At 40.7% G+C, this 24,537-nt stretch carries 20 protein-coding genes; 9 read left to right on the forward strand and 11 right to left on the reverse strand.

Annotated features, from left to right (window positions below; genetic code table 11):
* Window positions 1–136: 136 nt before the first annotated feature.
* Window positions 137–1,042: a helix-turn-helix transcriptional regulator gene (locus ACZ48L_RS07085; protein WP_464721976.1), complete on the forward strand. Its 906-nt coding sequence runs from the start codon at window positions 137–139 to the stop codon at window positions 1,040–1,042.
* A gap of 455 nt (window positions 1,043–1,497) precedes the next feature.
* Here the strand turns inward: ACZ48L_RS07085 and ACZ48L_RS07090 are convergent, their stop codons facing one another.
* A complete protein-coding gene (locus ACZ48L_RS07090) occupies window positions 1,498–2,736 on the reverse strand; it encodes an SGNH/GDSL hydrolase family protein (RefSeq protein ID WP_025791402.1) in 1,239 nt (412 codons plus the stop codon).
* A gap of 36 nt (window positions 2,737–2,772) precedes the next feature.
* The gene (locus ACZ48L_RS07095; protein WP_044113833.1) at window positions 2,773–3,933 is read right to left on the reverse strand and encodes a hypothetical protein; all 1,161 of its coding nucleotides are present in this window, start codon (window positions 3,931–3,933) and stop codon (window positions 2,773–2,775) included.
* A gap of 554 nt (window positions 3,934–4,487) precedes the next feature.
* On the opposite strand from ACZ48L_RS07095, the gene gpmI reads away from it, so the two are divergent.
* The 6 genes from gpmI to ACZ48L_RS07125 all read left to right on the forward strand — a co-directional run bounded on the left by gpmI (window position 4,488) and on the right by ACZ48L_RS07125 (window position 9,840).
* Window positions 4,488–6,005, forward strand: coding sequence for a 2,3-bisphosphoglycerate-independent phosphoglycerate mutase (gene gpmI, locus ACZ48L_RS07100; RefSeq protein WP_025791399.1), 1,518 nt, complete (start codon window positions 4,488–4,490; stop codon window positions 6,003–6,005).
* 144 nt (window positions 6,006–6,149) lie between these two features.
* Window positions 6,150–6,533 (forward strand): hypothetical protein, encoded by a 384-nt coding sequence (locus tag ACZ48L_RS07105; RefSeq protein WP_148295435.1) that lies wholly within the window; start codon window positions 6,150–6,152, stop codon window positions 6,531–6,533.
* 742 nt (window positions 6,534–7,275) lie between these two features.
* Complete coding sequence (locus ACZ48L_RS07110; RefSeq protein WP_025791396.1) at window positions 7,276–7,746, forward strand: hypothetical protein; 471 nt, start codon at window positions 7,276–7,278, stop codon at window positions 7,744–7,746.
* Window positions 7,747–8,089: 343 nt separating this feature from the next.
* A complete protein-coding gene (locus tag ACZ48L_RS07115; RefSeq protein WP_025791395.1) occupies window positions 8,090–8,425 on the forward strand; it encodes a hypothetical protein in 336 nt (111 codons plus the stop codon).
* A 95-nt stretch (window positions 8,426–8,520) separates the two neighbouring features.
* Window positions 8,521–9,186, forward strand: a complete 666-nt coding sequence (gene ung / locus ACZ48L_RS07120; RefSeq protein WP_008823644.1) for a uracil-DNA glycosylase — start codon at window positions 8,521–8,523, stop codon at window positions 9,184–9,186.
* Window positions 9,187–9,231: 45 nt separating this feature from the next.
* Complete coding sequence (locus ACZ48L_RS07125) at window positions 9,232–9,840, forward strand: DUF3109 family protein (protein ID WP_025791392.1); 609 nt, start codon at window positions 9,232–9,234, stop codon at window positions 9,838–9,840.
* 62 nt (window positions 9,841–9,902) lie between these two features.
* Here ACZ48L_RS07125 and ACZ48L_RS07130 read toward each other — a convergent pair whose 3' ends face one another.
* The 4 genes from ACZ48L_RS07130 to rpsT form a co-directional block, all read right to left on the reverse strand.
* Complete coding sequence (locus tag ACZ48L_RS07130; RefSeq protein ID WP_008823646.1) at window positions 9,903–10,787, reverse strand: helix-turn-helix domain-containing protein; 885 nt, start codon at window positions 10,785–10,787, stop codon at window positions 9,903–9,905.
* A gap of 75 nt (window positions 10,788–10,862) precedes the next feature.
* Window positions 10,863–13,289, reverse strand: a complete 2,427-nt coding sequence (locus ACZ48L_RS07135) for a glycoside hydrolase family 95 protein (RefSeq protein WP_025791389.1) — start codon at window positions 13,287–13,289, stop codon at window positions 10,863–10,865.
* A 152-nt stretch (window positions 13,290–13,441) separates the two neighbouring features.
* Window positions 13,442–15,418 (reverse strand): DNA topoisomerase (ATP-hydrolyzing) subunit B, encoded by a 1,977-nt coding sequence (gene gyrB, locus ACZ48L_RS07140; protein WP_036871239.1) that lies wholly within the window; start codon window positions 15,416–15,418, stop codon window positions 13,442–13,444.
* 239 nt (window positions 15,419–15,657) lie between these two features.
* Window positions 15,658–15,912: a 30S ribosomal protein S20 gene (gene rpsT, locus ACZ48L_RS07145; RefSeq protein WP_025791388.1), complete on the reverse strand. Its 255-nt coding sequence runs from the start codon at window positions 15,910–15,912 to the stop codon at window positions 15,658–15,660.
* 210 nt (window positions 15,913–16,122) lie between these two features.
* Here rpsT and recO point away from each other — a divergent pair, with 210 nt between their 5' ends.
* Both recO and ACZ48L_RS07155 read left to right on the forward strand, forming a co-directional pair.
* Window positions 16,123–16,848, forward strand: coding sequence for a DNA repair protein RecO (gene recO / locus ACZ48L_RS07150; protein WP_025791386.1), 726 nt, complete (start codon window positions 16,123–16,125; stop codon window positions 16,846–16,848).
* A 198-nt stretch (window positions 16,849–17,046) separates the two neighbouring features.
* A complete protein-coding gene (locus ACZ48L_RS07155) occupies window positions 17,047–17,604 on the forward strand; it encodes a hypothetical protein (RefSeq protein ID WP_148295434.1) in 558 nt (185 codons plus the stop codon).
* Window positions 17,605–18,150: 546 nt separating this feature from the next.
* Here the strand turns inward: ACZ48L_RS07155 and ftsZ are convergent.
* From ftsZ to murG, 5 genes are read right to left on the reverse strand one after another with little or no spacing between them, the layout of a single operon-like run.
* A complete protein-coding gene (ftsZ, locus tag ACZ48L_RS07160; protein WP_025791382.1) occupies window positions 18,151–19,473 on the reverse strand; it encodes a cell division protein FtsZ in 1,323 nt (440 codons plus the stop codon).
* A 59-nt stretch (window positions 19,474–19,532) separates the two neighbouring features.
* Entirely contained in the window at window positions 19,533–20,981 is a 1,449-nt protein-coding gene (ftsA, locus tag ACZ48L_RS07165; RefSeq protein WP_008823653.1) for a cell division protein FtsA, read from the reverse strand.
* A 53-nt stretch (window positions 20,982–21,034) separates the two neighbouring features.
* Window positions 21,035–21,973 carry an ATP synthase subunit B family protein gene (locus ACZ48L_RS07170; RefSeq protein WP_025791381.1) on the reverse strand — a complete coding sequence of 313 codons (939 nt, stop codon included), beginning with the start codon at window positions 21,971–21,973 and terminating at the stop codon, window positions 21,035–21,037.
* 19 nt (window positions 21,974–21,992) lie between these two features.
* Window positions 21,993–23,390: a UDP-N-acetylmuramate--L-alanine ligase gene (gene murC, locus ACZ48L_RS07175; RefSeq protein WP_464721977.1), complete on the reverse strand. Its 1,398-nt coding sequence runs from the start codon at window positions 23,388–23,390 to the stop codon at window positions 21,993–21,995.
* A gap of 5 nt (window positions 23,391–23,395) precedes the next feature.
* Window positions 23,396–24,499 (reverse strand): undecaprenyldiphospho-muramoylpentapeptide beta-N-acetylglucosaminyltransferase, encoded by a 1,104-nt coding sequence (gene murG / locus ACZ48L_RS07180; protein WP_008823656.1) that lies wholly within the window; start codon window positions 24,497–24,499, stop codon window positions 23,396–23,398.
* Window positions 24,500–24,537: the final 38 nt, after the last annotated feature.

Below are 24,537 nucleotides of genomic sequence, written 5' to 3' on the forward strand. Positions count from 1 at the left end.
AAGGATCAATGAATAAAAGGCGGATAAGGGACTTTCTCTTATCCGTCTTTTGTTGTTTTATTAACAAAAAGGTTGACCTTGAATTAATAAAAGTACCACTTCTACCGTTATATCTACAGTATATAATGCCTTAATTATGAGATTTGATAAACTCAAGAAGCAGTTAGAACTGTTGATTCTCTTGTCCGATTCGTCTAGTTATACGGTAAATGAGCTGTGTGAGAAAATGGATTTGTCACGTCGTAACTTCTATTACTTGCTTGATTTCCTCAAGCAAGCAGGCTTTATCATCTTTAAGAATGAAGGCTGTTACCATATTGACAGGCGTTCACCATTCTTTATTGACCTGTTACAAGCGGTACAATTCTCCGAAGCAGAGGTGAAGACAATCTACAGTCTGCTGCAGATGATAGGCAAAGATAGTGATACTGCTAATCAATTAAGGAAGAAGTTGGAGAATGCTTATGACTTTTCTGTGGTTGCTAATTCACCCATTCGCAAGCAGATGGAGAGTAATCTGAAAGTCTTGAAGCGTGCTATGGAACGTAAGAAAATGGTCCGTCTCATAGGCTACTCTAGTCCTAATAGCTGTTCAGTACGTGATCGTATTGTTGAACCATTCCTACTCTTGAATGATAATCAGGATGTTCGCTGCCATGAGTTACTTACTCATACGAATAAAACATTCAAGGTTTCACGCATGGAAGATATTGAAGAGCTAGATACTTCATGGCTACATGAAGATAAACACAGGCAGGTCTTCACTGATATCTTTATGTTCAGTGGGGAGGAACGACATCACGTGAGGCTGCATTTAGGTCTGTTATCTCGCAATCTTTTCATAGAAGAATTTCCTCAAGGGACCAAGTATATAACGCCAGATGGGGATGGAAAGTGGATACTTGACATAGATGTCTGCGACTATCGTGGACTTGGTAGGTTCGTTTTGGGACTTTTCAGGGACATCGACATTGTGGAAGGAGATGATTTTAGGGCATATATGCGGAAGGAGATAGATGCCTTGGCAGAGAAGAATGTATAAAGTATATATACGGATTTGTAAACTTGAGAGCCTCTCGGGTGGCTCTTTTATAAGCTGAAAAAGCACCATTGGCATTCCCAGTGGTGCTTTTTCCGTATGTCATGACATATTATTGTCTGATAATTATTCCCTGTATTAGGAATTCGTCTATGTCTTATTGCAAAGCTTTAGGTGGTGGAAAATAACATATTTTTCTCCTTTCTACCGTTGTGTTGTAGTCCATCACCACTGGTGTCGCTACTCATCGCCTGTTGAGTTGTTGGTAAACACCAAGCGTTTTTCATATTCAACACCATCGCAAGGCATGTCTGTTATGTGCATAATGTACAATTAGAAAAGCTCTGAAACACAAACAAATACTCTGCATTAGTTGATACAGAGGTTCTAATTTGATATATAATGAAGTGTCCTTTACCTGAAAGCAGACTACCAATAATCTGTGTTTTGTTTGCGTTTTAGCGGACGGTAACAGTTGAGAAACCATTTCCTGGAGTAGCTTGCTTGCTTAACTGTTTTGCAGCAAACTCTCCCATCATCTTATAACCATCAGGATTCGGATGTAACCAGTCGCCACTCTGCCATTCCTTTCGCAATTGTTCAGGCTCTGAAGGGTCACGCATCAAGGCATCGAAGTCAATGAAACCGTCTATCTCCTTTGTAGTTCTGATCCAGTCATTGACAACTTTTCTTGCTTTTTCACGTTCCTCTGTGAAGTAGCTTTTACATCCACGGAATGGTGTTATGGTGCCCATATACACCTTCAGACCGCGTGCTTTAGCTTTGGAAATCATCACATGATAAGCTTCAATCAGCTGTCGGGATGTCTCGTCTGGAGCCTTTGAAGTACCGATATCGTTGATTGCTTCAAAGATAATCACGGCACGTAGCCCGCGTTGTTCAAGGATATCACGATCGAAACGTATGCGTCCCGGCTCCCCAAGGCCGACAGAAAGTATGCGATTGTTACCTATTCCAAGGTTCAATACTCCCGTCCAGTCTTTCTTTGCTGGATCTTTCTCTGGGTTTGCGTTCATGATCTCCGACATGAAGTCAGGCCATCGGTTTTGCGCATTGGTTGTGCTTCCCTTCCCATCTGTGATGCTATTACCAAGGATTGCTATGCTTGAAGCCGTTGGGTCATACACGTCAATGCCAGAGATGTTAAACCAATGATCTTCCTTAAAGGCTTTTGAAAAGTTCGTATTGGGAGTGCTTATACCTCGTAGTATATATGATGTAGTACGCGAGCCCATGTGAACCGTAGGTTCCTTTGGCGCTTTCCGATAGTTGATGGTTATGGCAATACGGCTTAAAGGAGCGAGATTAAACTTCAAAGCATCTGAGAATACAGCTTTTCCTGCTGCTATCGTCACCCCATGTCTCTTGCCGAATTGCAGGTAACGGGCTGTCTCTTTACGTATCTCTGCACTTTCTTGTGCTTCTGCAATATATACGCTTGTAATCTCAACAGGCTCTGATGACATCTCATTACTGAGTCGGAGTCGGATGACATCACCCCCGATACTGACCTTTACTACCTGTCTTACGGAACGATTAGTCATCTGATTGTTGTAGGGCATGAAGCTCTTGTCAACAGTCTGTGGTGCACAAGCCCATGTTCCAACCCAACGTTGTGCATGGAGAGTTAGGGTTATGAGCGTAAATAAAACGAATAAAATCTTACGTGGTTGCATTATCCTGAATATATAATTTGTTGTTGATTCTTATGTTTATGTGTTGGCAAAGGTAGCCATTTTCTTCTTCATTCTACTCTTTATCGACCTTATTGCCTGACCAGTACAGCAGAAAGCAGTAGCTTTCTCTTCGTCCGTCATACCGTTATGCTCCATGATATAATAGAAAGTTTCCTTAGGAGTAAAGGCATAACGAGGGTTGTTAAGAATGTAAGCAAGGTCATAATCAAAGTTAGGCATAATCATGCAAACGGCTTGTTGCTCCCGTTTGCCCATCTGTGAGATGTTCCCACCTTTGAGAATTGTGTACAAAGCATCTATTCCTAACTTTGTTTGTTCTATTGAAACAGACGTTTCTGTTTCTCTGTTGTGGGTTGGAATCTTCTTTTCTAGTTGCTCCAGTTCATTGAGTTTACTGTCAATCTCAGCCTTCATCTCATCAATTGTGGCATCTTTCCTTTGTAGGGTCATCTGAATATTCTGCTCCGTCTCCTCTTGTTGCTTGCGGTAATTCAGTAGTTGCTGGTGCATTCTGCGCCGAAACCATACGATAATTCCACCGGTAACCAGTATCAACAGAATCAGAAGATAGGCTATATAAAGCTGTAGTTGTAGGGCTTCCCTTTGTGCCATAGCCACCTCATAACGGTCCTGTATCTGTACAATCTCAATGTCTTTCTCTGGTGATACCGTCAAAACCTGATGCTTTTCTATTCGTGAACGTATGTTTTTGATGCTCTCTTCTTGGTCTTTTCGGATGCGAGGTTTGAATGATTCTGCTCGCTTCACATACTGTAAGGCAGAGTCACGCATCCCCATTTGGTTGAAAACGGAAGCTTTTCCAAGGAAAATATCTGACAGTCGGTGGCTCCGTTTACTGTCATTTGCATACTTTGCAGCGTGATTGAAGTAGTTGAGAGCCAACTTATAAGCCCCGTTCTGTGCGTTTAGTAGGGCAATATGGTAATAAGTTGTGAACTTCAGCGTGTCCGTATTGACATTGAAAAGGTGCTTTTCTGCTGCTTTCAGTTGATACATCGCATTGCGAGTATCGTGCCTTTGTGTGAAGAAAGATGCACTGTCAAGCCTCATCCGAGTAATCCCATCATCCGTTGCAGGATAGTTCGGAAGTTTTTTTTCGCTGCAGGATAGCAACGACAAAAGACCGACAAATGCTATAAATATTTTCTTCTTCATGCATGCAAAGGTATAGATTATTCACGATATAGCCAAATGGTGATCGTGTCAAAATGGTGTTTGATAGAATGATAAATAGCTGATAGCCAGTAATATGATAGTCGAGAGTGTGTCAAGAGTAAGTATCCTATTGCATTCCCTGTCGTTCTTACTTATCTTTGCATTGACGATTAGTTCCAATGATTGTCATCTGCATTTCATAAACCTGTGGCGGTGTGATTGTGTTTAAGCACCGGTACAGGTTTTATTTTGCTGTTTTGTAGTCTTCGAATATCTGTGATTACAAAACAGAAATGCGTGCTTTAGCGATATGATATCAATGTATTCGAAATCTTATGTGCCACACAGGATGAATCGTTTCCATATTATGGCATCATTTTACTGGTTGATTCTGTGCATTTGTTGGCACTTGATTGCGATATTGACATAAGTCACTAATTTCATCCTCTGTCCTTAAAGCCCAAAATTCCAATACCTTTATGCCATGGTTTTATACTTTTATCGTATCTTTGCAGATACGAAGATAATAGTAAATATATATAAGGAAAGAAACTATGGCAAAGAAAGCTTTATTGATGATCCTTGATGGATGGGGTAACGGAAAGCATGGTAAGGGAGATGTTATCTTCAACACTCCAACTCCATATCTTGATTATTTGAATGCAGTAAGTCCACACTCTCAGTTGCAGGCATCAGGCGAAGACGTTGGTCTTCCTGATGGTCAGATGGGTAATTCAGAGGTTGGTCACTTGAATATTGGTGCTGGTCGTATTGTTTATCAGGACTTAGTAAAGATAAATAAGGCTTGTCAGACAGGTGATATACTGAAGAATCCAGGCATTGTAGAGGCATATAGCTATGCACAGAAGAATGGTAAGAAGCTTCATTTGATGGGTCTTACCTCTACAGGTGGCGTTCACTCTTCATTGGATCACCTCTTCAAGCTCATCGAGATAGGTAAGGAATATAATCTAAAGGACGTTTATGTTCACTGTTTTATGGATGGTCGTGATACAGACCCACATAGTGGAGCAGGCTTTATAGCTGACATTCAGAAGGTATGTGACGCCAATGGTGCACATATCGCTTCTATTGTAGGTCGTTTCTATGCAATGGATCGCGACAAACGATGGAATCGTGTGAAGGAAGCATATGACCTTCTCGTTGAGGGTAAGGGTGTTCAGGCTACTGATATGGTGAAGGCTGTTGAGGATAGCTACGCTGCTGATGTCACAGATGAGTTCATCAAGCCAATCAACAACTCATCAGTTGACGGAACAATCCAGGAAGGTGACGTTGTCATCTTCATCAATTTCCGTAACGATCGTGCAAAGGAATTGACACAGGTGCTTACCCAACAGGATATGCCTGATGAGGGTATGCACACCGTTAAGGACCTGCAGTACTACTGTATGACTCCATATGACGCTAACTTCAAGGGTGTACACGTTCTCTTCCCTAAAGAGAATGTAATGGATACGTTGGGTGAATACCTCAGCCGACTTGGTAAACGCCAGCTTCATACAGCAGAGACTGAGAAGTATGCACACGTGACATTCTTCTTCAATGGCGGTCGGGAACAGCCTTATGAGGGCGAAGATCGTATCTTGGTAGCCTCTCCAAAGGTTGCAACCTACGACTTACAGCCAGAGATGAGTGCCTACATAGTGAAAGATAAGCTTGTTGGTGCAATCAACACACAGGAATATGACTTCATCGTTGTGAACTTTGCAAACGGTGATATGGTTGGTCATACAGGTGTTTATCACGCTATTGCAAAGGCTGTATGGGCTGTTGACCACTGTGTGAAGGATGTTGTTGAGGCTGCAAAGGCTAACGGTTATGAAGTAATCATCATCGCTGACCATGGTAATGCAGACAATGCAATCAATCCAGATGGTACACCTAACACTGCTCACTCACTGAATCCAGTTCCATTTATCTATGTTACTGACAACAATTCAGCAACTGTAAAGGATGGTCGTCTGGCTGATGTGGCTCCTTCTATCCTCCATATCATGGGCTTGGAGCAGCCTTCTGACATGACAGGTGAGAACTTGATTACCGATTAATCAAGTATAATTTAGACTAAAATAATAGAATCCCAAAAGCTATTTATGGCTTTTGGGATTCTTTTTTATTACCTTTGTTTCTGCAAAGATGTAATTTCTTTCGCGAGAAAAGTATTAATGTATAACTTAAAAGGTAAAAAGATTATGGACACACGTAAGATTGTATTATCATTAACAGCGATGATTGGATTCTGTTCTCTTAGTGTACAAGCACAGACAAACAATACTGGAAGGGTTCAGGATACAGTAAAACAGAGTATAGATACTTTGATTAATAAAGTTGGATCTGATGTAAAGCAAGCTGCAAAGACCACTGTTGACAAGGTTGGCACTGATGTTAATACTGTAAAATCAGGTGCTCAGCGTGCAGGAAGCATTGGTGAAGCAACGGCTGATGCTGGTTTTGAGAAAGTCGAAAAGGGCTTTGATAAAGCAAAGCAGACCGTTCAGAACGCCTATGGTAAGGGTAAAGCCAAAGTAAAAACTTGGGAAACAACAAGAAGAGTAAAGCGTGTTTCCAAGAAGTAGTATTATGGAAAACAAGGAGTAAATCCTCGTTTTAAAACAATTGAAGTCGTACCGAAAGGTACGGCTTTTTTTGTTTTTATCCGTTTAAAGTGCTCTGTTGATCTTCATCAGTATGTGGGTAAGGAACTAATCATATAATAGAAGAGAATCTATATTCACTTTGTTATATAAGAAACTGATTCTCCTTTTTTGTAATATAAATTCCTTGTTGGTTTTTAAAAGGGCGTCTTTCACGTTCTAAAAGATGCCCTTTTGCACTTCAAAAGGTGCCCTTTTACCGTGTAAAAGATGCCCTTTTGCAATGTGAAAGACGCCCTTTTGTAAGCCGCTTTGTAACTGATTGATAATTTGTAGGTTACAGAATTGACTCAAAGCCATTTTCTCTTGTCTTGTTCTTTATTACACTCTTTGAAGTGTAATATTATTTTACTGTAATCTATCTGTGTCTTTCTGCATCCTAAGGGTGCCTTTTCCGTGCGTTTTGATGGGCTTAGTTTGGAACTATGGGTTGGGTTATTTGAACTTTTAAGTGAATCATCTGCTTTGTAACTATATTGAGTATACGTAATGGTTGATAATTCATTTGGTAGTGACTTAAATCTTAATTAAACTAAAAGGAACGAATATTCAGTGCCTTTTGTGTCTTTTGAGATTTGACTTTCGCTATCTTTGTGCCTAGGAAAGATGATATTCTTTCGATGACATAGAATTTAATGTTTAATTTATTTAATAAGAAAAGATTATGGTATTACGTAAGATTGCATTGTCAGTAGCAGTAATGGCAGCCTTCACTTCACTTAGTGTACAGGCACAAACAACAAAGACAGAGAAGAAACATGAGACCCTGAAAGAGCGTATTGACACATTGGTTGATAAGGCCAAAGCTGATGTTAAGCATGCCGAAAAGGCAACCGCAGCAACGGTTAAGAAGGATGCTCGAAAGGTAAAAGCTGGTGTTAAGCATGCTGAGAAGGCAACTGCAGCAACAGTTAAGAAGGATGCTCAGAAGGTAAAAGCTGGCGTTAAGCATGCGGAAGCAGTTGGAAAGAAAGATCTACATGCTGGAGAAGCGAAAGTAGTGAAGGCTTATGACAATGTAAAACAGAAGGTAAGAAACACTTATCGTAAGGATAAAGCTAAGGTAAAGGCTTGGGAAAAAGCCAGAAAAGAGAGAAGACTCTGCAAGAAACAATGCAAGGCAAATCAGAAGTAAACCTTTATTTGAGACATATAAAGTCGTGCTGAAAGGCACGACTTTTTTGTTGTTATCAACCTTTTATTGTACTCTTCATGATTTAAAATGTTGGTTTTACCTTCATAGAATCTATTTAATTTCATGTTAAAAGAACCATAAGGTGTAGAGAACACGTAAGTTTGATAGTTACATGGGCATCTATTAGAGATTTGGATTAGGATAGTTAATAAGTTAAAAAAAACATATCTTTATACCTTATTTCTATGATTTAGTGTACTTTTCTTGTTATTTTTGTGCTCATAAGATTTCTTACTTGTAAGATAGAGTTGGTTTTAAGGTTTAATTTTTAATAAGTAAAATTATGAAGTTAAGTAAGATAGTATTGTTATTGACAGTAGTTTTTACGTTTGTTGCATGTGCAACACAAGCACAAGATAACCGTAGTTTTAACTATAATGCAATGTCAAAGGCACAGTTGCAGAACCGTATTAACAATGCAAAGGTAGAGTATAAGCATGCAAAGGCACGTACAGCGGATGCAAAAGCTTCTTTAAACTCTGCAGAGAAGGCATATAAACAGGCTAAAACAAGTTATCAAAATGCCCGAAAGAATGAGAAGGTGAAGAGGCAGGCACTAAAGGATGCGGAGAAAGCTATGAAGTATAAGAAGAAAATAAGAAAGTTAAGCGAGCAGTAATTGAGAACTTAAGATAAGATAAAGTCGTGCTGAAAGGCACGACTTTTTTGTTGTTATCAGAACTTTGTCGTACTTTTGCAATAAATAATTCCACTATGAGTGTAAAGATTGAACCATCATGGGAGCAACGGTTAGGTGCCGAGTTTGATAAACCTTACTTCCATCAGCTGTGCGAACAGGTAAGGCAGGAATATCAAAAGTTTCCTTGTTATCCTCCTGGAAGGTTGATATTCAATGCTTTCAACTTATGTCCTTTTGAAAAGGTCAAGGTTGTTATTATCGGTCAGGACCCTTATCATGAGCCTGGTCAGGCTATGGGACTTAGCTTCTCCGTACCAGATGGTGTGCAGATTCCACCATCTTTGGTAAACATATATAAGGAGATAGCAGACGATTTGGGTAAGCCTGTAAGTCGATCTGGCGACCTTACACGATGGGCAGAGCAAGGAGTTCTCCTGCTCAATGCTACGCTTACAGTTCGTGCACATGCTGCAAACAGTCATCAACGGTTAGGGTGGGGCACCTTCACAGATGCTGCTATCAAGGCTTTGAGTGATGGTCGTGAGAACTTAGTGTTTATGCTTTGGGGTGGATTTGCACGTAGTAAGAAGGCATTGATTGACCAACAACGGCATTGTGTGCTTGAGAGTGTGCATCCTTCACCACTATCAGCCAATCGTGGTGGGTGGTTCGGACAACATCAATTCTCGCGTTGTAATGCTTACTTAACGACGCATGGTATACAGCCTATTGAATGGTAAAAAGGTGATGTGTTGTTGGTTATGAAATAATTTAGCGAAAAGAAGATGGGAAACGTGTATGATCACATATTTATGGTGGGGAATGTTTTGGTCTCACCAGATATCCTGACGGTGAAATTCTGTTGTGATCTGGATAAGTGTCATGGGCAGTGTTGCATAGAAGGCGACGCTGGCGCGCCTGTGACTATGGATGAAACAATGGAGATAGAGAATGCCTTGGATACCGTCTGGAGTGATCTTTCAGCTTCAGCTCAGGCTGTTATTGATAAGCAAGGTGTTGCTTATACGGATGTGGAAGGTGACTTGGTAACGAGTATTGTTGGTGGTAAGGACTGTGTTTTCACGTGTTATGAGAATGGTTGTTGCCTATGTGCTTTGGAACGATCATACCGAAATGGCAAGACAGGGTTCGTTAAACCCATCTCATGTTCCTTATATCCGATTCGTGTAAAGGACTTTGGTAACGGCACATGTGGTATCAATTATCACCATTGGCGCATCTGTTCAGATGCAAGAAAAAAAGGAGAAGAACTGAATCTTCCCCTTTATAAATTCCTAAAAGAACCCCTTACACGTCGATTTGGTAAGGAATGGTATGATGAATTGTGTGAAGTCGCTGACCAGTTGATGGGTGACCAGACTGAAGAACAGTAGTTATCTGCATGTCAGCATGCTACTCCTACTATGAGTTATGAGCTCTTTTGATCATCCGTCTGTCAACTTCTTCTGAATTGAGTAGGACTCATTCCCACATGTTCTTTGAAGTATTTCCCCATGAAACTTTGATTGGCGAAATGCATTTCATCAGCAATTTGCTTGATACTTAGTGTACTGTTCTTCAACATTACGCATAATTCACGTGTTACATAGGAGTCAATCCAGTCGCTCGGTGTACGTTTGCTGATGCTGCGGATGGTCTCTGAAAGGTATTTTGATGTGATACAGAGTTGTTTAGCATACCAGCTTACGCGTCGTTCTGTATGGAAATTCTTCTCAACAGCTTGTATGAATTCTCTGAAAATGACCTCTGCACGTGTCTGTCCTTCGGTTTCTAATTGCTGGAAACGGTAGATGATGTTACTCATATCATAGATGAGAGCCTTCAGCATTGTCATCACTAATTCCCGTCGAAAGCGGTGATTGACATCTATTATCTTCTGTTTGATGTGTGCAATATCATTCTGTAGATCTTTGCTTTGTTGTGCATCAAGATGGAAAACAGGATGAGTACGTGCAAAAAGGAAAAGAGCTGACAGCTCATGAATACCGCTTACAGTGTTGTGAAAGAAGTCATAGGACATGATAAGGGCGATACCCTTACAGTCAGGTGATAGTAGATAATCGCCTACCACTTGTCCTTCACTGATGATGATAACGTCTCCTTCACTGACTTCATGTTGCTTTGTGTCAACGGTGTAGCGTGCTTTGCCACTGGTGCAAAGGGCGAGGAAGAGGCTCTTCATACGTGAAGAACTTGAAGGAAGAGGAACTTTGGCGATGTCCTCAAAGAGTATCAAGTCATTATCTATGTACTTTCCTTCAGGGTAAACATGCTTTGCATGTGCCACATTTACCTCTGCAAGCTTTATATTCTTGTTCATTATTTCTTCGTTTTTGCCTGCAAATATACGTATTTATTTCTTTTTTTCGTCCTTATTTTGTAGAAGAAAAGAACATTATAAGGCTCCATCAATGGCTCTGAAGAGCATTTCTTGTCCTTTCTTTAATCTCTTGACAGAGTCTGTTTTGCCGTTATAATGGAGGTTTATGGTTACATCTGCATCAGCTTTGATGTGTAAAGCGTATACTTGATGGTCGTACCATTGCATGTCAATAGTTAATCCTCCACGTGTCTTTAAACCCTTTATTTCGCCATCTTTCCATACATGAGGCAAGGCTGGAAGCAGATGAATGTAATAGACAGGTTTGTTGTTTACGATCTCTAAGGTGCTTTGTACCAGCATTTCACATACTCCTGCTGTGCCTCCAAAGTTCCCATCAATCTGGAAAGGAGGGTGGGCATCGAAGAGATTCGGATAGGTTCCGCCACGGTGAACGGCGTCAGGTCCATGGTATTCTTCTGGAGATACATAGCTGAGAAGTCTGTGATAAATTTCGTAAGCATGCTTTCCTTCCCCTAATCGCGCCCAAAGATTGATGCGCCAACCTGTGCTCCATCCTGTACTTTCATCTCCTTTTTGTATTAAAGTCTGCTTAGCAGCTTTTAAAAGACTTGAATCTTTAGTCTGAATAGCATGCCTTTGCAGGTGCATTCCTGGATAAAGTCCGATGAGATGAGACTGGTGTCGATGTTGAGGGTCATAGTCTTTCCAGTCATAATACCACTCATTGAGATCTCCTTCAGCACCAATGGTGTAGGGATGTAGTCTTTTTAAGGTGTTATTGAGTTGTTTATCAGGCTTTATGTTTAGTATTCTACGTGCTTGTTGGGTGTTTTCAAACAGCTCACGGATGATGGCTAAGTCGGCAGTTCCTCCGTAACAGGTAGTTCCATGGTAGCCTTTATCTGTGAGATATTCGTTTTCTGGGGTCGTACTTGGTGCTGTAATGAGTTCTCCTGGATGCTTAGGATTTTCTATTAACCATTGCTTGCAGAAGCGAGAAGCACCCTCCATAAGTGGATAGATTGTGCTTTTTAGCATCTGAAAGTCCTGTGTGTAGAGGTAATAATCCCAAAGAGTATTTACTAACCAGGCTCCACCGAGGTTCCAGTTTGCCCATTCCGGGCTCTCTTTTCCTTCTCCTACCGGGGCTGTCTTGCACCATATATCACTGTTATGGGACGCACACCATCCCTCATTCACCCCATAGAAATTGTGTGCAGTGTACTTTCCGTTTGCCGCTAAGCCTTTTAAAAAGCTGAAGAGAGGTTGTATAGTCTCACTGATATTGGTACTGTTTGCTGGCCAATAGTTCTCTTCTAAGTTGATGTTCATGGTGTAATTACCACGCCAAGGAGAGAAAAGATAGGGTGTCCAGAGCCCTTGTAGGTTAGCAGGAACACCTGGTGTGCGAGAGCAAGAGAGCAGAAGATAACGTCCAAATTGGAAGTATAAGGTCTCAAGATAGCGTTGTGCAGCTACTGATAGGGGTGTATGTGGTGTAGAATACTTCTTTAGTAATTCGTCGGTTGGTATGTTATTGTCGTACTTATCATGTCCTAAGTGAAGGTTCAGACGTTGGTATAGCCGTTGATAAGCATTGATATGGCGTTGTTTGAATTCGTTATATGTGAAGTTTTTCGTGTGCCATGCTGCGTCAATAGCATTGTTCATGTAATCCGCCCCATCATCGACTGGATGTTTGTTGAAGCCATTGAAGCTCGTAGCATTGACTATGTAGAGGGTTGCTTCGTCTGCATTTTCTACTGTAAGGGTGCTGTCTGTGTGGCTGTCTTGACCTTCCTTATGGGTTAAACGTACAATGGTGCAGGCATGGATGGTCTCGTTTTCCTTGCCAGTTGCATGTCCAATCATTGTCAATTGTTCGTCAGACGCCTTTGTTTTATGTGGTACTTGAGCCGTAAGACTTATCTTAAAGTTTACTTTTCCGGGCTTGTCTGCAGTGATACGTATGGCTATCAAGCTATCTGATTGGCTGACAAAATACTCTTTTTTATATGTTACGCCATCTTGTTGGTAGCTGACATGCGCCATAGCACTGTCTATATTAAGTTCTCTACGATAGTTTTGAATAGCTCCCGGAGTAAGGTTTATGAGGTTAAAGGTGGCTAATGGCTGGTAAGATGCTGACTGTTCACCTTGTACATAATGCTGTAAAGAGTCTGCAAGACGATAGTTTTCTGCGAAAAGCGCCTCTCTAATTCGTGGAATCCATACTGATTTTCCTGTTCCTTCATTGGGGTTGACGGGCTTTCCTGTCCAGTATGTTATATCATTTAGGTAGATAGTATCATTCTTAGTACCACCATATACGAGAGCACCGAGCTTCCCATTACCCATTGGTAAGCTCTCTTCGAAGAATTGTGCAGGGTGATCGTACCATAAAAGCATGGATTGTTGTTGTGCGTTTATGGTGGATGTAAGCCCTAAAAGGGTGACAAAAAGTAGAAATTGTTTCATTAGTTAGGTAAGAAAAGTTAGTGTATTAATTGTAGAAAGTTCCCCAAAAGGAATAAAAAATCCCCTCCTTGTTTCATGAGGAGGGGATCTTCTTTTTGATATCTTATTGTTATTTGTTTCTATGAAAATATGCTTTCCATCCACATTCTGCTCTATGCATCAATGTTAGCATAGGTTGCATTCTTCTCAATGAAGTCACGACGAGGCTCTACGTCATCACCCATAAGCATAGAGAAGATCTCATCTGCATCTGCAGCATTCTCTATAGTAACCTGCTTTAGAAGGCGAGTCTTAGGGTCCATAGTCGTTTCCCACAACTGTTCTGGGTTCATTTCACCAAGACCTTTATAGCGTTGTGTGTGGATTGTCTTGCCATCTTCCGTTCCATTTCCATACTTATCAAGGAAAGCTTGACGCTGTTGCTCAGTGTAACAGTATTCACTTACCTTCTTGAATGTACACTTATAGAGTGGTGGGGTAGCGATATAGAGGTGTCCTTGTTCGATAACCTTTGGCATATAACGATAGAAAAGTGTCATGATAAGTGTGTCGATGTGAGAACCATCGACGTCGGCATCGGTCATGATGATAATCTTGTCATAGCGCAGTTTATCAATATTAGCCTCAAATTCGCCCTCACTTTCTTCAACACCAAAGCGTACACCAATGGACTGAATAATGTTCATTACAGACTCAGCCTCGAACACACGGTGGCGTTGAACCTTCTCTACGTTTAGGATTTTACCACGAAGTGGGAGGATAGCTTGTGTGTAACGGTCACGACCTTGCTTGGCTGAACCACCTGCAGAGTCACCCTCCACAAGGAATATCTCACAGTCTTTCGGGTCTTTATTTGAACAATCGGCTAGCTTTCCAGGTAATCCTCCACCGCTCATGACGTTTTTACGCTGTACGCTTTCACGAGCTTTACGAGCTGCAACACGGGCTGTTGCTGCAAGAATGACCTTGTTACAGATCATTTTAGCCTCATTAGGATGCTCTTCTAAGTAGTCTGTCAGCGCTTCTCCTACAGCTTGTTGCACTGCACCAGATACCTCTGAGTTTCCTAATTTAGTCTTTGTCTGTCCCTCAAACTGTGGCTCTGCAACCTTAATAGAGATGACTGCAGTCAGTCCCTCACGGAAGTCTTCACCTGTAATCTCTATCTTTGCCTTTTCAATCTGCTTTGAAATCTGTGGGTCATTGTCAGCATAAGCCTTTAATGTACGGGTTAATGCTGCACGGAAACCTTGTAAGTGAGTACCTCCTTCAATAGTATTGATGTTGTTAACATAGGAGTGTATGTTCTCCGTATAGTCTGTATTATACATCACAGCAACCTCGATAGGGATACCTTGTTTCTCTGTTTTAAGATAGATAACATCATCAAATAGATGTTGACGATGGCGATCTACGTAACGGACGAACTCTTTTAGACCATCTTTAGCATGGAAAACCTCCGTGCGAGTCTTACCTGTCTCTGGGTCAGGACGTAGGTCTGTCAGAGTAATCTTTATACCTGCGTTGAGATAAGCCAGCTCTCTCATGCGTCGAGCGACGATGTCCCACTGGAATACCGTTGTGGTAAAGATGTCTCCATCAGGCCAGAATTGCTGGCGAGTACCCGTCTTGTCGGTTTCTCCGATGACCTTTACGGGATAGAGTGGCTTTCCTTTCTCGTATTCCTGTTGGTAAATCTTTCCATCACGGAATACTTGTGACTTCATATGTGTAGAGAGTGCGTTCACACAACTCACACCAACACCATGCAGACCACCGCTGACTTTGTACGAACCTTTGTCGAACTTACCACCTGCGTGGAGGACTGTCATGACGACTTCAAGAGCACTCTTGTGTAGTTTCTTGTGTTCATCAACAGGGATTCCACGACCGTCATCTTCAACAGTGATAGAGTTGTCCTCGTTGATGGTTACTTCAATATTCTTGCAATAGCCAGCCATCGCCTCGTCAATAGAGTTGTCGACGGTCTCGTTAATTAGATGATGAAGTCCCTTTTCACTAATATCGCCAATATACATGGCAGGACGCTTGCGCACTGCCTCCAAGCCTTCGAGGACCTGAATATTACTGGCGGAGTAGTTACTCTCGTTTTCTTGATTTTCTGCCATCTTTGTTAGATTGTTCTTTTGTTATGCAAAAATAGTGCAAACGAGGGCAAAGTAAAGCATACTTGTTTAATTTGCCTTATGCAATTTCTTTTATGCAAAGATACAATTTTTCCTTTAAATGTAGAAATAAATAGTTGTAAAAAATACTATTTGTGAAACCTATAACACGTAAAAAGCCACAGTCCGTGCGGACTGTGACTTTCTTATGTGTCTCAGCTATGACTGAATTGATTTCTTTTTTATCCCAGAGCTGCAACGTGTTTGCAGAGGGCAGACTTCAAGTTAGCTGCCTTATTCTGGTGGATGATGTTGGTTTTAGCCAACTTGTCCAACATCTTCTGTACGGTAGGATAGAGCTTTGTAGCTTCTTCCTTGTCCGTCATGTTGCGCAACTTGCGAACAGCGTTACGCATAGTTTTTGCATAATATCTGTTGTGTAACGTCTTGACTTTGTCCTGACGGATTCTTTTCAATGATGATTTGTGATTTGCCATCTTTGTTTTCTTCTTTTATTTTACTTGTAGTCCCTAGCAGAGTCGAACTGCTCTTTAGAGAATGAAAATCTCTCGTCCTAACCGATAGACGAAGGGACCGTGGTCAAATTGCGGGTGCAAAGGTACTCTATTTATTTTAATCTCCCAAACTTTTGAAGAAATAATTTCTCTAAAACATTGTATTTTTGTACATTTGCAATTGTATTTAGTATGATTCTGCAATCGAAAGCTATAGTTTTGCGTAGTTTGAAGTTCGGTGAATCGTCATTGATTATTGACATGTTTACTGAGCAGGAGGGGCGTATATCCTTTATTGTACGTATTCCTAAGACTGCTAAAGGTAAAATAAAGAAACAATATTTCCAACCTCTTACTTTGCTTGATTTGGAGTTTGACTATCGGCAGCGTGTCTCTTTACAGCATATAAAGGAGGTTCGTATTCAGCATCCTTATACTTCTATTCCTTTCGATCCTGTGAAATCAGCTATTCTTCTGTTCCTTTCAGAATTCCTTTATTATGTTACGCGGGGTGAGCAACAGAATGTTCACTTATATAATTATGTGTTGAGTAGTATGCAATGGTTGGATGAAGTGGAACATAATTATGCTAATTTCCATCTTGTTTTCATGATGAGGCTGAGTCGATTTATTGGTTTCTTCCCTAATTTAGATGCTTATCATGAAGGATCATGGTTCGATCTCCGCAATGCGTCTTTCTGTGATCGGGCACCATTACATCCTGATTACCTCTTACCTTCAGAGGCTTCTGGAATCGGTCTTTTGATGCGAATGGACTATGAGAATATGCATTTGTTCCGCTTATCCCATCACGAACGCAATCGAATTGCTGATACTGTTTTGCGATATTATTGTATTCATGTTCCTGATATGCCTGAGCTGAAGAGTTTTCAGGTTATGAAGGAGTTATTCGTATGATTCCTTTCGTTTTCTAATTTTTTATTTGTTAGTTTACGGAATTTATTTTATTTTTGTGCAATTGTAAACTAATAATGAGACAAAACAATGAAAAGCAAAAAGATTTTTCAGTCTTTCCTTTGTATGAAAGGTTTTTTTCTCCTGCTCTTAATGTTTGTATGTTCATGTTTATTTTCCTCTTGTAGCAAGGAAGATGATGTGCATGAAGGTTATGCTATCCAACGTTTGACGGTGGCAGCTTATAAGGGTAAGTTTGCTGCAGGAGACAAAAAGGCATCAAAAGATGGGTTACGTTATGTGTTTCTTCTGGGAGATGGTGATTTCGCTTATGGTCCTGCATCCATTCCAGGATTAGATGAAGTCTATCAGGAGGGGAAGACGTACGAAGTGGAATTGCGTGAAAATTTTGAAGTACGTGATGGTAAAGTCTCACCAAGTACTTACAGTCTGAATAAGATCATAAGTAGTGAAAGTCAGACGGGGTTTACGTTGAAGCTGTCAATCTTTCCTAATAAGAAGGGAAAAGGTGACTATAAGTACTTTGCACGTACGTCAGGTGGTGCCTTGTTGTTGTTGAATTCAATAGAAGGATTTGACACTCAATATAAAGAAGAGAACACTTACGTGCTTACGGTGAGTGTAGAATACGATCCATCTATTAAGTTGGAGGATTGGCAGAACGAACTAGGACCTTGTCGTTATAAGCTTGTCAGCATTGATGACGTGGTAGCTCCAGAAAAGAAAGACGGTAAATAGGGTAGGGGCTAATCGTGCGCTCTTTTTCTTTTTTGCTGTTATAGCAGAGACTCTTTTTCAACGAATAATGTCGTGTTCTTTCATACATCGAATTTGAAAGATGGTCTTTTGCATTCTAAAAGACGCCCTTTTACGTTGCAAAAGACGCCCTTTTGAACTGTAAAAGATGCCCTTTTGAATGGTAAAAGGACATCTTTTATTTTTGCTTTTGTAACTGCTTGTATGTTAGTTTGTTGCGTATGTGAGTCTAAATGCCTTTAGGGAGATTATTAAATGATTATGTGTTTTGTTATGTAAAGATATTTCTTATTATGCAATAAGATGAATGATACATAAAAAAAGGTGATAGCTCAAAATAGAATTGAGTATCACCATAAATCAAAGTCTGTGACTGTTAAAAAGCAAAAAGCCATATCGACCCCAAGAAGAGGGTTCAGATATGGCTTCTTTTTATACTGTAGAGAAGGGTCTATCTTCAAATAAGAAGTTTTATTTTTCCGTGTTTGTACTTCTAAATCTTCTCCTTTTGTTATTTACTTTAGTCTATCAAACAAAGCTAATAACACCTTCAACGGTGTCTTTCGTATCCGTTTCTTCCGTCTCTTTCTCTGGATCACTGATACGTTTGATATCCTTTAGCATCTGCTTCGTACGTTTATAAGTCGGTGTATTCTCAACTGCAAGGATGACATCCTCGTTATCTAGCTCGTCAGCAGTAAAGCGGAAGATGTGTGGACGATGCTTATATTGAGAACTGTTGTTGTCTTTATAGAACCGTTCACGGCGGTCACGACGCTCTGCAGCCTTCTCTTCTTCCTCTGCAATACGTGCTGCATCCTCTTGGGTATGCTTCTTGATATGACTTCCCATACCATCAACATCCTCAATACCGAAGCCTGTTGCAAGGATAGTGACCTTAACTTTCTTGTCGAGTTCTGGGTCAATAGCAAGTCCCCACTTGAGCTCGAAGTCTGCACTGAAGTGGTTCATGAAGTCTGTGATATCGCCCATCTCCTCCATCGTTAGACCTGCATTCTCCTTGTTATCACTGTTGAAGTTAATAGAAAGGAGGATCTTCTTTGACTTATAGACATCATTATCATTAAGCAATGGTGAGTTAAGTGCATCTTCAATAGCCTGTTTGACGCGTCCTTCACCTTCTCCATAACCAGTAGACATAATTGCTACGCCACCATCTTTGAGGACAGTCTTAACGTCATTGAAGTCAAGATTCATAATACCATGTACGGTAATGATCTCTGCAATGCTCTTTGCTGCAACGCTCAAGGTGTCATCTGCTTTTCGAAAAGCATCTATCAAGCTTAGTTCAGGGTATATTTCGCGGAGGCGTTCATTGTTGATAACGAGCAAAGCATCAACGTGTTTTGCCATTTCTTCCACACCATCCAGTGCCTGATCTATCTTCTTTGCACCTTCGAAACGGAATGGAATCGTGACGATACCAACGGTTAGAATACCTAATTCTTTGCTGACGCGTGCTATCACAGGAGCAGCTCCTGTTCCTGTTCCACCACCCATACCAGCAGTGATAAATGCCATCTTTGTGCCATCATCAAGCATATGCTTGATATCTTCGATGGTATCTTCTGCAGCCTGTCTTGCTCGTTCTGGACGGTTTCCTGCTCCCAATCCTTCTTTCCCTAATTGCAAGTGGACAGGAACTGGTGAGTCATTAAGGGCCTGTGCATCCGTATTACAAAGAACGAAGGTTACATCGTGGATTCCTTCTTTGTACATATGGTTGACAGCGTTGCCACCACCGCCACCAACACCAATAACCTTTATAATGCTATCAGCAACGTCTCCATCACCGAAGTCCAGGACTTCTAATCTATTGTTGTCTGCCATAACAGTATGTTTCTATAATGTGATTCCTTATGTTTTTTGACCAAAATTGAAGTAGAAGATTATTCATCCTCTTCTTCCAGCATCTTTCCTCCAAACTCTTTTACCTTTCTTCCTAGCTTATGCCAGAAGCTATTGCGACGCTTTTCTTCTTCTAATTGACGCTGTTTTTCTTCCTCTTCTTCACGTAATTTACGTTCTTCCTCTTCGCGTCTACGACGCTCTTCTTCTGCTTTACGTTTCTCTTCCGGAGTAGGAACAATTCCCTGGCCTTGTCGGCTGGTAGTTGTTGAAGTGTAAGATTCTATCGGAGTTGCAACAGCAGGTTCGTTATTAGCAAAGAGATTATTCTGTGCTGGATTGAATTCAGCACCTGCACAGTTCATATCTCCTTTGGCAAGAAGTCCGAGAACGGTGTTCATGTCGCCGTTCTTAGCTGTTATATCAGCATTGCTTGACGTGATGGTATGTGTTACGAAGTCTGCTCTACGGATTTTATCAATATGAGTAATATTGCGGAAAGCACGGTCAATATTCCTCATGTTCATAGCTCCTCCAGTGAGAATGATACCTCCTAGTAGCTTATCGGTGTATTCTGACGGAACTTGATACCATACATTTTCTATGATTTCTTCAACACGTGCTTCTACAATCTCAATGAATTTTCGACTGTCTACGGTGCGCTCGGCATCAATAGAGTACTTAAGAGTGTTGTCAATATCGTTGTTCTCAGTGTATGCTGAGCCGTATTTAATCTTCATTGCTTCAGCATCTTTCTCTTCCATCTGTAGGCTTGCAATATCTTTTGTTATATTGTTGCCTCCCAAAGGTATGACTGCAAGGTGTCGAAGGATGTTTTTATAATAGACAGAGACGGTAGTAGTGTCGGCACCGAGGTCGACAAGTACGCAACCGCCACGTTTCTCAGCCTCGCTTAGTACGCCATCAGCTAAAGCTAATGGTGCAAGGTACATTTCGGCAATGGCTATTCCTGCTTTCTCAAAGCAGTTGTTGAGATTGTTATAGAATGACTTTCTCCATAGAATATTCAGGAAATTACCCTCTAAACGTGTTGCTTTGATTCCAACAGGGTCTAAAGAATACTGGTTATCAACTTTGTATTCTTGTGTGGCAGCATCAAGAATCTCCTGGTCAGGATAAGTCATGTTGCGGTTGGCATCCATCAACTCATTGATCATGTCACTGGTGATAATGGTGTCAGTGGTCAAGTCTTTTACAATGACATTACGTACACTGCGTATAGATTGCCCTCCTACGCCAACATAAACTTGGGAGATTTCGTATTTTAGTTGTTTCCTTAGTTTATTGATAATGCTTGTGAGACACTGACCAGTCTTGTCGATGTTGTAGACAACGCCTTTGCGAATGCATTGTGAGGCATCTTCCTTTACAACGGCAAGTACGGATATACTGCCGTCAAGGTTCTTCTTGCCGGCGATTCCTGTAATCTTTGATGAGCCTAATTCAATGGCTACTATGAACTCTGCCATACTCGTTAAGTATTATATTCCTTGTTTTATGTTCTTAAATAAGTGGTTTGTTTTTACTCGGTTGGGCCGTCTGAAGTATGTTCTTGTTGGTCTACTTCCTTGCGGGCCTTCTCTCGCTCTTGTTCTTCTGTACGTTGTTGAACCTCGGAGTCCTTCTTCTTGGCTTCTTCTTTTAGTGCTTCAGCTTCTTTTTTCTCAGCCTCACTATCACGACGTTTGCACACAATCTGGTTGTCAAATTCTACGTCTATGTAAGAGTATTTGTTCCATCCGGCTTGTGAAAGACCATATCGGTAGAACTTCTCAAGGCGTGAAAGCTTCTTGGTAACGAAAGCCTTTATTTCTCGTTCGCGAGCGTTCTTGTAGCGGTTATAGGGTAAGTACCCGATGAAGATGATGTGATCTCCTACGCGTGGTACAAGTTCAATACCTCTATCTGGTAATACGTTAATTTGTTCTATTTGGTTAAGCCAGAACGGAGAGGCACTGATTGTTTTAGCTAATGGGGCTATGTATGACTTAGCAAAGTTATTGTCTATGTTTCCTGTTGCGATAATCAGGTCACTCGTATACTTTGAATTAGGAAGAATTCCTCCATTGTCATCAAGATAGAAATCACTGCCATGCTGACTCTTTATGCGGATGATAGGCATTCGCTGAGTTATGCTTATCTTGACATGTCCATTCTTGGTCTTAAAGCACTGTGCTGTCTTTACAAACGGTCCGACTTTAAGTGCCTCCTCAATGCTGCGCGGATTGATACTTTCCATCTTCTTGTTGAGCGGGTATAGATGGTCTTTTTCTAAGATGTGCTTTATTTCTCCAGCAGTAAGAAATCCTGCATTATTAGCGTCAGAGATATTTATGTCTACTTTGGTGCATAATTGGGAATTCTCATCAGGGTTGTTCCATGAGGTAACTGCCATGATGAGATAAAATGCTAACACCAAGTCCAGCGTAGTAATTATTATTTTCTTCCACTGAATATACATACTTAATCTCTTCTATTCTTTACTTTTTACTTTCTTGTTTTTCTTTTTCTTGGATAATTTCTGTTATTTGTGGGACATAGTTATCGAGGTTACCAGCACCTAATACAACTAATACATCAAAGTCACGACTTCTCACAAAGTCGAGTACATCGTCTTTCTTTATCATTTGCTTCTCTATACCTTTGCGCAGATTCTCATAGATAAGAGCGCTTGTTACGCCTGGGATAGGTTCCTCGCGTGCAGGATAGATCTCTGTGAGTATTACTTCATCGAAATGACTTAGAGCATCAGCAAATTCTTTATAGAAGTCTCTTGTACGTGTATAGAGATGTGGTTGGAATATAACAGTGACTTTTCTGTTGCCGTATAACTCTTTCAAACTCTTTGCACTTTGTAGTATTTCCTTTGGGTGATGGCCATAATCAGAAAGAAATACATGGCGGTTATTCTTTATTTTGAAGTCGAAACGACGATCCACACCAGCATATGTTCCCATACCTTTACGTAGTTCTTCTGCTGTGCAACCATTGAGTTGTGCCATAGCCATAGCTGCAATACCATTTTCTATGTTGATAGGAATAGGTTGCCCAAGTTCTATGTCTTTTACATTTTCAACAGGAGAAATAAAGTCGAATGTTATTGTGCCATTCTTTATTCGGATATTTTCTGCATGAAAATCTCCTGTATTGCGACTATAATCATATACTTTTACGCCTTCTTTTACGTGTTGTTTCATTTCGAGGCCCTTGTGGATAATCAATGTACCACCCTCTTGAATAAGTTCTGTGTAGTGACGAAAACTCTCTAGATAAGCCTCTTTCGTTCCGTAAATATCAAGATGGTCTGGGTCCGTAGATGTGATAACACTCATCCATGGACGTAACCAATGGAAAGATCGGTCGAACTCATCTGCCTCAATGACAACATAGTCGCTTTTTTTCGAAAGGATATAATTCGTTCCATAGTTCTTTGAGATTCCTCCCAAGAAGGCATTACAATCTAAATGGCTTTGATGTAAAATATGTGCACACATTGTAGACGTCGTTGTTTTACCATGTGTTCCTGCGAAACATAATCCTTTGTGAGTACGTGTAAGTGTTCCAAGGACTTGCGCACGTTTCTCTATTGTAAATCCATTGTTCTGGAAGTAAACCAGCTCTGCGTGAGTTGCGGGAATTGCTGGAGTATATACAACTAATGTTGTCTCTGGTTGGCAACATTCTATAGGGATGAGTTTAACGTTCTCTTCGTAGTGGATGTTCATTCCTTCTTTCTCCAACTGACGTGTTAGGGTAGAAGGAGTCTTGTCATACCCTGCAACAAATAATCCTTTATGTAGGAAGTAACGTGCAATAGCACTCATGCCAATGCCACCTGCCCCTATAAAATATACAGATTTAATATCCTTGAGTTCCATTCTTCTTATTTTATTAGCTTAAGTACTTCGTCGGCAATGATGTCGGCAGAGTTCTTTAGTCCCATCTTCTTTACATTTTCACTTAAACTCTTAAGCTTACTGTCATCCGCAATAACCTTGAGAGCTAGTGGTAGCAATGTGTCTGGCGCTTCTGCATCCTTAACATAGATTGCTGCTTGTTTATTGACTAACGCCATAGCATTCTTCGTCTGATGATCTTCAGCCACGTTAGGGCTTGGAATCAAAATTACGGGTTTTCCTATGATTTGGAATTCACTGATAGAACTTGCTCCTGCCCGACTGATAATAAGATCTGCAGCTTTATATGCTGCTCCCATATCACTAATGAAATCCATTACTTTAAGGTTGGGGAGCTCTTTCCCTTTCATAGAATCTGAAATCTTTTGGTAGTAATATTTACCAGTTTGCCAAATAAATTGGACTTCAGAATCATGAATTAAGTTAAGGTGTTCTATGACAGAACGATTAATAGTACGTGCACCTAGGCTACCACCTACAAGAAGAATTGTTTTCTTATTTGGATCTAATCCGAAACTCTTTCGTGCCTCTTCTATTGAGAGATTCGTTTTTAGAACATTTTGACGTACTGGATTTCCTGTCATAATGATTTTGTTGGCAGGGAAGAAACGTTCCATACCTTCATATGCAACACAAATCTTAGCCACACGTTTTGATAAAAGCTTATTTGTGACGCCAGCATAAGAATTTTGCTCTTGTATAAGACAAGGAATCCCCATCTTTGCACATTCATAAAGAGTTGCTCCACTTGCATATCCTCCAACACCTACAGCAACCTGGGGTTTGAAATCTTTGATAATCTGACGTGCCATACGTAGACTTTTCCAAAGTTTGAACAATACTTTGAAGTTTTTCAGTTTGTGTGCACGGTCGAATCCTTTGATTGGTAATCCTTTTATTTCGTAGCCAGCAGCTGGTACACGTTGCATTTCCATGCGTCCTTCTGCCCCTACAAAGAGAATCTTTGCATTAGGATGTTTTGCTTTTATTGCATTGGCAATTGATACTGCAGGAAAAATATGTCCACCAGTACCACCGCCACTAATGATGATTCTTAAATCTTCGTTCATTTGTTTCTTGTTTACTAACTTACAAAGGTAATCAAAAA

This window comes from Prevotella histicola (assembly GCF_055385135.1).

What these genes read in the sequence shown, in the direction of transcription:
- ACZ48L_RS07085 (WP_464721976.1), top strand. Translation starts at nt 137, where the DNA reads ATGAGATTTGATAAACTCAAGAAGCAGTTAGAACTGTTGATTCTCTTG.
- ACZ48L_RS07090 (WP_025791402.1), bottom strand. Translation starts at nt 2,736, where the DNA reads ATGCAACCACGTAAGATTTTATTCGTTTTATTTACGCTCATAACCCTA.
- ACZ48L_RS07095 (WP_044113833.1), bottom strand. Translation starts at nt 3,933, where the DNA reads ATGAAGAAGAAAATATTTATAGCATTTGTCGGTCTTTTGTCGTTGCTA.
- gpmI (WP_025791399.1), top strand. Translation starts at nt 4,488, where the DNA reads ATGGCAAAGAAAGCTTTATTGATGATCCTTGATGGATGGGGTAACGGA.
- ACZ48L_RS07105 (WP_148295435.1), top strand. Translation starts at nt 6,150, where the DNA reads ATGGACACACGTAAGATTGTATTATCATTAACAGCGATGATTGGATTC.
- ACZ48L_RS07110 (WP_025791396.1), top strand. Translation starts at nt 7,276, where the DNA reads ATGGTATTACGTAAGATTGCATTGTCAGTAGCAGTAATGGCAGCCTTC.
- ACZ48L_RS07115 (WP_025791395.1), top strand. Translation starts at nt 8,090, where the DNA reads ATGAAGTTAAGTAAGATAGTATTGTTATTGACAGTAGTTTTTACGTTT.
- ung (WP_008823644.1), top strand. Translation starts at nt 8,521, where the DNA reads ATGAGTGTAAAGATTGAACCATCATGGGAGCAACGGTTAGGTGCCGAG.
- ACZ48L_RS07125 (WP_025791392.1), top strand. Translation starts at nt 9,232, where the DNA reads ATGGGAAACGTGTATGATCACATATTTATGGTGGGGAATGTTTTGGTC.
- ACZ48L_RS07130 (WP_008823646.1), bottom strand. Translation starts at nt 10,787, where the DNA reads ATGAACAAGAATATAAAGCTTGCAGAGGTAAATGTGGCACATGCAAAG.
- ACZ48L_RS07135 (WP_025791389.1), bottom strand. Translation starts at nt 13,289, where the DNA reads ATGAAACAATTTCTACTTTTTGTCACCCTTTTAGGGCTTACATCCACC.
- gyrB (WP_036871239.1), bottom strand. Translation starts at nt 15,418, where the DNA reads ATGGCAGAAAATCAAGAAAACGAGAGTAACTACTCCGCCAGTAATATT.
- rpsT (WP_025791388.1), bottom strand. Translation starts at nt 15,912, where the DNA reads ATGGCAAATCACAAATCATCATTGAAAAGAATCCGTCAGGACAAAGTC.
- recO (WP_025791386.1), top strand. Translation starts at nt 16,123, where the DNA reads ATGATTCTGCAATCGAAAGCTATAGTTTTGCGTAGTTTGAAGTTCGGT.
- ftsZ (WP_025791382.1), bottom strand. Translation starts at nt 19,473, where the DNA reads ATGGCAGACAACAATAGATTAGAAGTCCTGGACTTCGGTGATGGAGAC.
- ftsA (WP_008823653.1), bottom strand. Translation starts at nt 20,981, where the DNA reads ATGGCAGAGTTCATAGTAGCCATTGAATTAGGCTCATCAAAGATTACA.
- ACZ48L_RS07170 (WP_025791381.1), bottom strand. Translation starts at nt 21,973, where the DNA reads ATGTATATTCAGTGGAAGAAAATAATAATTACTACGCTGGACTTGGTG.
- murC (WP_464721977.1), bottom strand. Translation starts at nt 23,390, where the DNA reads ATGGAACTCAAGGATATTAAATCTGTATATTTTATAGGGGCAGGTGGC.
- murG (WP_008823656.1), bottom strand. Translation starts at nt 24,499, where the DNA reads ATGAACGAAGATTTAAGAATCATCATTAGTGGCGGTGGTACTGGTGGA.